The 9,866-nt window shown below is 67.1% G+C and carries 7 protein-coding genes and 1 pseudogene; 5 read left to right on the forward strand and 3 right to left on the reverse strand.

All coding sequences use genetic code 11. The features are described 5' to 3' along the window. Positions 1–17: 17 nt before the first annotated feature. From ABE543_RS11830 to ABE543_RS11850, 5 genes and pseudogenes are all read left to right on the forward strand, one after another. Positions 18–1,070 carry a LacI family DNA-binding transcriptional regulator gene (locus ABE543_RS11830; RefSeq protein WP_053516709.1) on the forward strand — a complete coding sequence of 351 codons (1,053 nt, stop codon included), beginning with the start codon at positions 18–20 and terminating at the stop codon, positions 1,068–1,070. 59 nt (positions 1,071–1,129) lie between these two features. Continuing rightward, positions 1,130–2,443, forward strand: a complete 1,314-nt coding sequence (gene fucP / locus ABE543_RS11835; RefSeq protein WP_262101333.1) for an L-fucose:H+ symporter permease — start codon at positions 1,130–1,132, stop codon at positions 2,441–2,443. A gap of 7 nt (positions 2,444–2,450) precedes the next feature. Further along, positions 2,451–3,446 (forward strand): carbohydrate kinase, encoded by a 996-nt coding sequence (locus ABE543_RS11840; RefSeq protein WP_053516706.1) that lies wholly within the window; start codon positions 2,451–2,453, stop codon positions 3,444–3,446. Continuing rightward, positions 3,443–4,669, forward strand: a complete 1,227-nt coding sequence (locus ABE543_RS11845; protein WP_346475715.1) for an AGE family epimerase/isomerase — start codon at positions 3,443–3,445, stop codon at positions 4,667–4,669. The genes ABE543_RS11840 and ABE543_RS11845 overlap by 4 nt, the downstream gene beginning before the upstream one ends. Before the next feature lie 201 nt (positions 4,670–4,870). Beyond that, a pseudogene (locus tag ABE543_RS11850) lies at positions 4,871–7,372 on the forward strand (glycoside hydrolase family 2 protein); the annotation flags it as partial. An 87-nt stretch (positions 7,373–7,459) separates the two neighbouring features. Here ABE543_RS11850 and mtnC read toward each other — a convergent pair. From mtnC to ABE543_RS11865, 3 genes are all read right to left on the reverse strand, one after another. Further along, positions 7,460–8,155 (reverse strand): acireductone synthase, encoded by a 696-nt coding sequence (gene mtnC / locus ABE543_RS11855; RefSeq protein ID WP_065182688.1) that lies wholly within the window; start codon positions 8,153–8,155, stop codon positions 7,460–7,462. 3 nt (positions 8,156–8,158) lie between these two features. Beyond that, entirely contained in the window at positions 8,159–8,716 is a 558-nt protein-coding gene (locus ABE543_RS11860; RefSeq protein ID WP_053516703.1) for an acireductone dioxygenase, read from the reverse strand. 77 nt (positions 8,717–8,793) lie between these two features. After that, positions 8,794–9,435, reverse strand: a complete 642-nt coding sequence (locus ABE543_RS11865) for a methylthioribulose 1-phosphate dehydratase (protein ID WP_053516701.1) — start codon at positions 9,433–9,435, stop codon at positions 8,794–8,796. Positions 9,436–9,866: the final 431 nt, after the last annotated feature.

A 9,866-nucleotide genomic window follows, 5' to 3' on the forward strand; every position in this document is an offset into this window, starting at 1 on the left:
CGGAGCCCGGGAATACGATGAACGACAACGGCAGCAGCACTTCCAGCAAACGCGCCGGCAAGGCAGTGACGGTGACCGACATCGCGCGCGCCATCGGCGTGTCGCGGGCGACCGTGTCGCTGGTGCTGCGCGGCAGCCCGCTGGTCAACGTCGATACCCGGGCCAAGGTCGAGGCCGAGCTGCGGCGCCAGCGCTATGTCTACAACCGCGCAGCAGCCAACCTGCGGCGGCGCACGTCCTCCAGCATCGCACTGGTGATCAACGACCTGTCCAATCCATTCTTCGCCGAATTCGCCTCCGGCGTCGACGAGGCGCTGGGTGGGCGTGGCTACGTGACCCTGCTGGGCAGCACCGGCGAATCGCCGGAACGCCAGCAGGCGGTGCTGTCCACGCTGATGGAACACACCCCGGCGGGGCTGATCCTGTCGCCGGCCGAAGGCAGCGATGCCACGCAGCTGCGCCAGGCACTGGGAGCCAATGCCAACGTCCTGCTGTTCAACCGTGAGCTGGACGGGGCCGATTGGGACTTCCTGACGCTGGACAACCAGCATGGGGCCTATCTGGCCACCCGCCACCTGATCGAGCGCGGCCATCGCCATATCGCCTTCTTCGGCGGCCACGCGGCGTCCAGTTCCTGCCACCAGCGCCGTGCCGGCTTCCAGCAGGCGCTGGCTGAGGCTGGACTGTCGCTGCCACCCGGCTGGATGATCGAATCGGCGCCGAACCGGCTGGAGGCGGCTGCACGCACCGACGAACTGTTCGCCGATGGCCATCGGCCGAGCGCAGCGGTCTGCTACAACGACACCGTCGCGCTGGGGCTGATGCTGGGCCTGAACTCGCGCGGCATCCGGCCGGGCGGCGATTTCGCTGTCACCGGCTTCGACGATATTTCCGAGGCTTCGGTGGCGGTGCCACCGTTGACGACGCTGACCGCCGACCCGCGCGAGCGTGGCCGGCAGGCGGCGGCACTGCTGCTGCAGCGCCTGGACGAACCGGATGCGCCGCCACGGCGCACGGTGGCTCCGGTGCAGCTGCGGATCCGCGAAAGCAGTGCCGCCCGGCCGACCTGATTTCACTGCCGTTACTCCTTCCACGCAACAACGATTCCGCGCAACGAGGCGCGTTCCGCATGCCGATCTCAGCAACGCCCCGTCCGTCGGGTTCCCCGGGCAACGCACCGGCCGTCACCAACAGCAAGGCCCTGGCCGTGGTGACCACCATCTTCTTCATGTGGGGCTTCCTGACCTGCCTCAACGACATCCTGATTCCACACCTGAAGGCGGTGTTCGAGCTGAACTACGCGCGGGCGATGCTGGTGCAGTTCACCTTCTTCGGTACGTACTTCCTGATGTCGCTGCCCGCTGGCCGCCTGGTCGCGGCTCTCGGCTACAAGAAGGGCATCGTGGCCGGCCTGCTGATTGCAGGTGTGGGTGCGCTGGGCTTCTGGCCGGCGGCCGAACTGCGGATCTACGGCGCCTTCCTGGGTGCATTGTTCGTGCTCGCTACCGGCATCACCGTGCTGCAGGTGGCGGCCAATCCCTATGTGGCGCTGCTGGGCCCGGAGCAGACCAGCTCCAGCCGGCTGACCCTGGCGCAGGCGTTGAACTCGCTGGGTACGGCAATCGCGCCGATCTTCGGCGGCATGCTGATTCTCTCCAATACGGTCAAGAGCGCCGATGAAATGGCGGCGATGCCGGCCGCCGAACAGCTGGCCTATCGTGCTGCCGAGGCGCAGGCCGTGCAGGGCCCGTATGTGGGCCTCGCGGTGGCGCTGGTGCTGCTGGCGTTGTTCGTGTTCCTGTTCCGCCTGCCGGCGCTGAGCGATGCGACCGAACAGGCCGACCAGGGGCATCACCACAGCTATCTGGATGCGCTGCGCCAGCGTCATCTGCTGCTGGGCGTGCTTGGCATCTTCTTCTATGTCGGTGCGGAAGTGTCGATCGGCAGCTTCCTGGTGAACTACCTGTCGATGCCCGACATCGGCGGATTCAGCGAGCAGGAGGCCACACACTACGTTTCCGCCTACTGGACGATGGCGATGGTCGGCCGCTTTGCCGGCTCGGCGCTGCTGGCTCGCTTCTCGCCGAGCCGCCTGCTGGCGATCTTCGCACTGGTCAACGTCGGACTGCTGGCGCTGACCATGGCCAGCGCCGGCAGTGTCGCGCTGTACTCGGTGGTGGCGATCGGCCTGTTCAACTCGATCATGTTCCCCACCATCTTCGCGCTCAGCATCGAGCGCCTGGGGCCGCTGACCAACAAGGGCTCGAGCCTGCTGATCATGGCCATCGTCGGCGGCGCCGTGGTGCCGTACCTGCAGGGCGTGCTGGCCGACCACATCGGGGTGCAGGCCAGCTTCATCCTGCCGCTGCTGTGCTACGTCTACATCATTTTCTACGGACTGGTCGGCGCACGTACGCCGGCCTCCGCAACGCAGGGAGGCTGAGTCCGGAATGGGTGCGATTGTCTGCTTCGGCGAAATTTTGATCGATCTACTGGCGCAGCCGCCGGCCAATGCGGACACGCCGCGCGCGTTCCTGCAATACGCCGGCGGGGCACCGGCCAACGTCGCGGTGGCTGCCGCGCGGCTGGGCGCGAAGACCCAGTTCGTCGGCATGCTGGGCCGCGACATGTTCGGCGACTTCCTGGCCGAAAGCCTGGCCGAGCACGGTGTCGGTACCGATTACATCGTCCGCACCGATGCCGCCAAGACCGCGCTGGCGTTCGTCGCTCTCGATGCAGAGGGGGAGCGCAGCTTCAGCTTCTACCGTCCGCCGGCGGCCGATCTGCTGTTCCGCGACAGTGATTTCCAGGCCGCCTGCTTCGACAGTGCGCAGTGCTTCCACGTCTGCTCCAACAGCCTGACCGAGGCGGCCATCGCGGACGCAACCTTCGCGGGCATGGAGCGCGCGCGCGCTGCCGGGGCTGTGGTCAGTCTCGACCTCAACCTGCGGCCGGCGCTGTGGCCGGCCGATGTCGATCCGTCGCCGCGCCTGTGGCAGGCGCTCGAACGCGCGGACCTGGTCAAGCTGTCGCGCGAAGAACTGGACTACCTGGCGGCGCCCCTGGGCGACGGCGGCGAGGACGCGGTGCTGCAGCGGCTGCTGGCGGCGCAGGCTCGCTGGGTGATCGTGACCGATGGTGCGGCCACGCTGCGCTGGTACACCCGCCAAGCGCAGGGCACGGTGACCAGCTTCCAGGTCGCCGCTGTCGATACCACCGCAGCCGGTGATGCCTTCGTGGGAGGCGTGCTGGTGGGACTGCTGGAGCGGGGTGGCGCAGGCGCGGGATTCAGCGCGTTCTGCCGGGACCCGCAGGCCATCGACGCCACGCTGCGCTTCGGTGCCGCGGTCGGCGCGCTGGCCGTTACCCGCAAGGGCGCGTTCGCCGCGATGCCCTCGCTCGACGAAGTGCAGCAGCTGCTGCAGGCACAGGACATTACCGCATGAGCACCTCGCCCGACTTCCGTTCGCCCGCGTTCCTGCGCGCGCATATCGCCGATACCCTGGCGTTCTATCATCCGCGCTGCATCGATCCGGCCGGTGGTTTCTTCCATTATTTCCGTGACGACGGCAGCGTCTACGATGCCAGCCATCGCCATCTGGTAAGCAGCACCCGTTTCGTCTTCAACTACGCGATGGCCTATCGCGAGTTCGGCAAGGCCGAGTACCGCGAGGCCGTCGAGCATGGCGTGCGCTATCTGCGTGAGGTGCACCGCAATCCGGCCACCGGTGGCTATGCCTGGACCCTGCGCGATGGCCAGGTCGAGGACGACATGAATCACTGCTACGGCGTGGCGTTCGTCCTGCTGGCCTACAGCTGCGCGTTGAAGGCCGGCATCGAGCAGGCCCGCGCGTGGATGGATGAGACCTGGCAGCTGCTGGAGGCGCGCTTCTGGGAGCCGCAGCACGGTCTGTACCGGGACGAGGCGGACGGCCAGTGGAACTTCACCGGTTACCGTGGACAGAACGCCAACATGCACATGTGCGAGGCCATGCTGGCTGCGTTCGAGGCCAGTGGCGAACAGCGCTATGTGGAACGTGCCCTGCAGCTGGCCGACACCATGACCCGTCGACAGGCAGCCAAGGCCGGTGGCCTGGTATGGGAGCACTACGATTCCAACTGGGAGATCGACTGGAACTACAACCTGGACGACCCCAAGCATCTGTTCCGTCCCTGGGGCTTCCAGCCGGGCCACCAGACGGAGTGGGCCAAACTGCTGCTGATCCTGGATCGGCACGTGCAGGCCGACTGGCTGGTGCCGACGGCGCGTCATCTGTTCGACGTGGCCGTGGAGCGCAGCTGGGACGAGGCCCGTGGTGGCCTGTACTACGGTTTCGCGCCGGAGTCACGGCGGCAGCCGGGCATGGACGGCGCGCCGATCGGCGGCGACAGCTTCGTCTGCGACGACGACAAGTACTTCTGGGTACAGGCCGAAACCCTGGCAACCGCTGCGCTGATGGCTGCGCGCACCGGTGATGACCGCTACTGGCAGTGGTACGACCGCATCTGGGCCTATTCCTGGGAGCACTTCGTCGATCACCGCTACGGCGCCTGGTTCCGCATCCTCGATGCAGACAACCGCAAGTACAGCGATGAAAAGAGCCCCGCAGGCAAGGTGGATTACCACACCATGGGTGCCTGCTACGAAGTGCTGAACGTCGTGCGTTGAGCATGACCGGCAGCGCCGGGCCATGCCCGGCGAAGCATGATCGGTAGCGCCGGGCCATGCCCGGCGGACACAACAGGAGTCCCGCCCGTGCATCGCCCTTTCCGTGCCGTTTGCCCATTCGCCTCTCTGGCCCTGTTGTGGATTGCCACTCTCGTATTCCCGGCAGCGGCCGCTCCGTTACAGGCAAGCTGGGAGTTCCGCATGCTGCCGGGCGACGCGCAGGGCGCGGCGCATCCCGGCCTGCAGCAATGGCGCAGCGCGCAGGTGCCGGGCAGCATCCACACCGACCTGCTGGCGCATGAACTGATCCGTGATCCTTACGTCGGCGCCGCCGAGGCCGAGCTGCAGTGGATCGGCCTGGCGGCATGGGAATACCGTGCACGCTTTGATGTGGACGCCGCGACCCTGGCCAGGCCGAACGCGGAACTGCGCTTTGACGGTCTGGATACGTACGCGGAAGTCACCCTCAACGGCAGGCCGCTGCTGCGCGCCGACAACGCTCACCGCAGCTGGCGCGTGCGCGTGGACGGCCGCCTGAAGGCGACGGGCAACACGCTGCAGATCGTGTTCCGTTCGCCGATCCGCACGCTGCTGCCCGCTGTCCAGGCGATGCCGAACAGGATTGCTGGCAATTATCCTTCGCCCTACGGTGACGAGCCGAAGGATGCGATGGTCGGTAATTTCGCGCGCAAGCCGGCCTACCATTTCGGCTGGGACTGGGGTCCGCGCTATGTCACCGCCGGGGTCTGGCGTGGCATCGACCTGGATTCCTGGGGGGAGCGCCGCCTCGGCGATGTGGCCGTACGCACCGAGATGCTGGACGCGCAGCAGGCGAAGCTTGCGGTCGTGCTGCAGGTGGAACAGGACGCTGCCGCGGGTACCGCGGCCGTCGATGTGGAGGTGTTCGATCCGGAGATGCGCAGTGTCGCGCGGGTGCAGCGGCAGGTTGCAGTGGCCCCGGGAGCGAATACGGTGGAGCTGCCGGTGGCGCTTGCCCAGCCGCGCCGCTGGTGGCCGGTCGGCTACGGGGCACAGGATCGCTACGTGGTGGCGGTCCGCCTGGACGGCGGCGATAGCGAGTCGCTCGCGCGCGAGCAGCGCATCGGCCTGCGCACGGTCGAACTGCGCCGCGACAAGGACGCTGACGGCGGCCAGGGCTTCGCATTCGTGATCAACGGCGTGCCGGTCTTCGCCAAGGGCGCGAACGTGATTCCCTTCGACGCGTTCCCGGCCCATGTGGATTCCGCGCGCATGCGCCAGGTGCTGACCGCCGCGCGCGACGCCAACATGAACATGCTGCGCAACTGGGGCGGCGGCTACTACGAAGACGATGTGTTCTTCGATATTGCCGATGAACTGGGCCTGCTGGTCTGGCAGGACTTCATGTTCGGCGGCGGCATGCAGCCCGGTTACGACCCGGCATTCCGCGCCAGCGTGGTTGCCGAGGCACGCGACAACGTGCGCCGCCTGCGCCATCACCCGAGCATCGTGTTGTGGTGTGGCAACAACGAAGAGGAAACCGCGTGGAAGGACTGGGGCCATGGCCGCGACCTGAAGGCCGCGGATCCGGCCTTTGCAGCAAAGGTCTGGCAGGGCTATGTGGACCTGTTCGGCAATGACCTGCGTGCGGTGGTCCGTGAAGAAGGGCTGGGGGTGCCGTACTGGTCCAGTTCGCCCAGCAACGACCTCGACGAGAAGGCCAACGACTCCACCCGTGGCGACAAGCACTACTGGCAGGTGTGGGGCAATCCGGCGCTGCCGGTGCAGGCCTATCTGCGCGAGATGCCGCGCTTCATGTCCGAGTACGGCCTGCAGGCGTGGCCGGCCGTGGCTACGGTGGACCAGATCGCAACCCGCGCCGAGCAGCGGATCGACAGCCCGGTGATTCGCGCGCACCAGAAATTCATGGCGGGCGAGGGCAACAGCCGTCTGCTGCACTATATCGAGCGGGGTTACGGTACGCCGAAGGATTTCGGGGACTTCGTGTATCTCAGCCAGGTGATGCAGGCCGATGGCATCGCTCTGGCAGCGCTGCACCATCGCGCCTCACGCCCCTACACGATGGGCTCGCTCTACTGGCAGCTCAATGACGTATGGCCGGGTGCGTCCTGGTCGAGTGTGGACTACTTCGGGCGCTGGAAGGCGCTGCACTACCAGGCGCGGCGCTTCTTCGCTCCCGTTGCCGTGGCGGCGCTGCGTGACGAGGGCACGACACGCGTGCGTCTGCTCAACGATGGCGACGCCGGCGAGGCGCGCTGGCGGCTGCGGGTGATGGATGTCGACGGCAAAGTGCTACGTCGTCGCGAACAGGCGGTGACCCTGGCGGCTGCGGGCGTGACGGCGGTCGGCGATTTCAGTGATGCCGAACTGCTGGCGGGTGCCGATCCGAAGCGCACGATTGCCGTGTTCGAGGTGCTGCAGGGAGGGAAGACGACTGCACGTCAGGTCGTGGGATTCGTCGAGGCCAAGGATCAGGTGCTGCCCCCCCAGGCGCTCAGGGCCACGCTGGACATCGAGGGGGACCACTACCGGCTGCGGCTGCAGAGCAGCGCATTCGTGCGCGCGGCATGGGTGGACTTCGGTGCCCTGGAGGTGCAACTGGAGGACAACCTGCTCGATCTGCTGCCGGGCGAGAGCCGCGACATCAGCGTGCGCGGCCCGGTGGATCTGGCCACGCTGCGCGAGGCGCTGGAGGTGCGCAGCCACACCGATGGTGGAGGCTGCCCCGTCGGCGGTACCTGGCCTGGGCCGGTGCCAACCCGGGTTGGCAGCGACCAGAAAGGGATCGTGTTACAGCTGGATCTGCTGGAAGTTCTCGACCCGCTCGTGACCGTGGGCGGCGTCGCCGACGCGCGGCATCGGATAGTCGTCCAGACGGTCCAGCAGGCGGGTCTGCAGACCCGCCTCGCGCGCGGCATCAAGCTCTTCCACCACGTCGGACAGGAACAGGATCTCGCCTGCCGGCACGCCGATGGACTGGACGATGCGGCGGTAACTGTCGGCCTCACGCTTGCCGCCGATCTCGGTATCGAACCAGCCTGACACCAGCGGGCTGAGATCGCCCGCGTCGCTGAAACCGAAAAACAGCTTCTGCGCCGGCACCGAACCGGAGGAGTAGACGTACAGCGGCAGGCCCGAGGCATGCCATCCCTTCAGCACCGGCGCCACTTCCGGATAGAAGTGCGCGGTGTAGTCGCCACGGCGATAGCCGGCGTCCCAGATCAGGCCCTGCAGCGCCTTCAGCGCCGTGTGCTTGCGGTCCTGGTCGATCCAGCCCTGCAGGGTCTCGGCGACCAGGCTGTCCTGGCAGGCGCCGCCGATTTCGCTGGCCACCGTGTCCAGCCAGCGGCGCACGTCCGGTCGCTGGCCATGCTCGGCCACGAAGCCGGGCAGGGCCTGGCGCGCATAGGGGAACAGCACGTTCTTGACGAACGAGATGCTGCTGGTGGTGCCTTCGATGTCGGTCAGGATGACGCGGGGCTGCATGGATCAGGATGCCTGGGTCGGAACGTAACGGGGGAACTTCTGCGCGATGTCGGTGCCGGTGAAGTGGCCGACCCAGCCATCCGGCTCGGTGAAGAAGCGGATGGCCACGAAACTCGGCTCCTCGCCCATGTCGAACCAGTGCGTGGTGCCATCGGGCACGGCGATCAGGTCGTCCTTCACGCATTCGATCTCGTAGACCTTGTCACCCACGTGCAGGGTGAACAGCCCCGAGCCGGCAACGAAGAAGCGCACTTCGTCTTCCTTGTGGAAGTGCTCGTCGAGGAACTTCCTGCGCAGCTCGGCGCGGTTGGGATTGTCCGGCGCGATCGACGCCACATCCACGCTCTTGAAGCCGCGTTCGGCGACCAGGCGATCGATGTCGGCGCGGTAAGCGGCGAACACCTCGTCCTGGCTGGCGCCCGGCGCGACCGGTGCGGTGGCCTGCCAGCGCTCGAAGGTCACGCCGATCTTCTGCAGCTCGGCAGCGATGATGGCGCCGTCCTGGCTGTCCAGCAGCGGGGATTCGGGGCGGGTGTCGTCGTAGATGCGCAGTCGGCTCATGGCGGCAGCTTGAACGTCTCGGGGGGAGGACAGGGTAGCAGGGTGGCGGGCGGGCGCAGATTGCGGTTTGGAATCTGCTAGCCACGCAGCCTGCGCAGTTCCAGTTCGCAGTGCAGCAGGAACTCGAATGCCTCAAGGTGGCGGCGCGCTTCGGCCATGTCGCGGCCCCAGGCGTACAGGCCGTGGCCATCGATCAGGTAGCCCCACAGCGTCTGGCGGTCCAGCAGATCCTCGACCTGGGCCGACAGCACGTTCATGTCCTGGGTGTTGGCGAACACCGGAACGTCGATGGCCATCTCGTGCGTGCTGTTGCCGGCAAAGGCTTTCAGCAGCTCATAGCCTTCCAGGCGGATGTGCCCCTGCGGTGCATACAGGCGCGAGGCGACGGTCTGCACCGGCGAATGCGTATGCAGGACGCAGCCGACTTCCGGGAAACGCCGGTACAGCTGCGTGTGCAGCAGCGTCTCGGCGGACGGGCGCAGGGGACGGCCGACGGCCTGGCCATCGAAGTCGACGACCATGATGTCGTCCTCGATCAGCCGCCCCTTGTCCTTGCCGGAGACGGTGATTGCCGCATGGCGGTCGTCGAGCCGATGGGAGAAGTTGCTGCTGGTGGCCGGGGTCCAGCCGGCCTGGGCCAGTTCGCGGACGTTGTCGATCAGCAGCTGGGCGAGCTCGCTCAGGCGCGCGGTGTCGTAGGGGAGGGGGGCGGCGTTCATGCGGGCGATTTTACTGGATTCGGCCAACGGCTGAGCCCCTCGTGGCTGTCTCGCCGGGCGGGATTTCTTGCTTTGGCCGGGCGGGTGGGCTGTGCAGAGGACGCCAAACCCATCCTTGGGGGCTTGGCCGCGGCATCCCTGCCGCGGACATCCCTGCACAGCCCACCCGCCCGGCCACGGACAGGTTCCGTGCGCGTCAGCCACGGAGTGAAGAAGGAAAAGCGAAAAGCGGGTCGCTTCGCTGCGCTTGCTCGGAGCGGAGCATGGCTCCGCTCTACAGAGGATTCATCGACCTACGAAAATTCATTCCCTGGACGAATTCATCCACGCAAGACGTGGACCAACCAGACGCGCCAGGAGACTGTCGGAGGTGGGGTGGGGTGGGGGGGCGGGGGGGGGCCCGGCCAGGGTGGCCCGCGCCACCCGCCCCC

It is taken from the genome of Stenotrophomonas sp. TWI169, from assembly GCF_039674705.1.
GTDB lineage: Bacteria > Pseudomonadota > Gammaproteobacteria > Xanthomonadales > Xanthomonadaceae > Stenotrophomonas > Stenotrophomonas maltophilia_P.

What these genes read in the sequence shown, in the direction of transcription:
- mtnC (WP_065182688.1), bottom strand. Translation starts at nt 8,155, where the DNA reads ATGCAGCCCCGCGTCATCCTGACCGACATCGAAGGCACCACCAGCAGC.
- fucP (WP_262101333.1), top strand. Translation starts at nt 1,130, where the DNA reads ATGCCGATCTCAGCAACGCCCCGTCCGTCGGGTTCCCCGGGCAACGCA.
- ABE543_RS11860 (WP_053516703.1), bottom strand. Translation starts at nt 8,716, where the DNA reads ATGAGCCGACTGCGCATCTACGACGACACCCGCCCCGAATCCCCGCTG.
- ABE543_RS11840 (WP_053516706.1), top strand. Translation starts at nt 2,451, where the DNA reads ATGGGTGCGATTGTCTGCTTCGGCGAAATTTTGATCGATCTACTGGCG.
- ABE543_RS11865 (WP_053516701.1), bottom strand. Translation starts at nt 9,435, where the DNA reads ATGAACGCCGCCCCCCTCCCCTACGACACCGCGCGCCTGAGCGAGCTC.
- ABE543_RS11845 (WP_346475715.1), top strand. Translation starts at nt 3,443, where the DNA reads ATGAGCACCTCGCCCGACTTCCGTTCGCCCGCGTTCCTGCGCGCGCAT.
- ABE543_RS11830 (WP_053516709.1), top strand. Translation starts at nt 18, where the DNA reads ATGAACGACAACGGCAGCAGCACTTCCAGCAAACGCGCCGGCAAGGCA.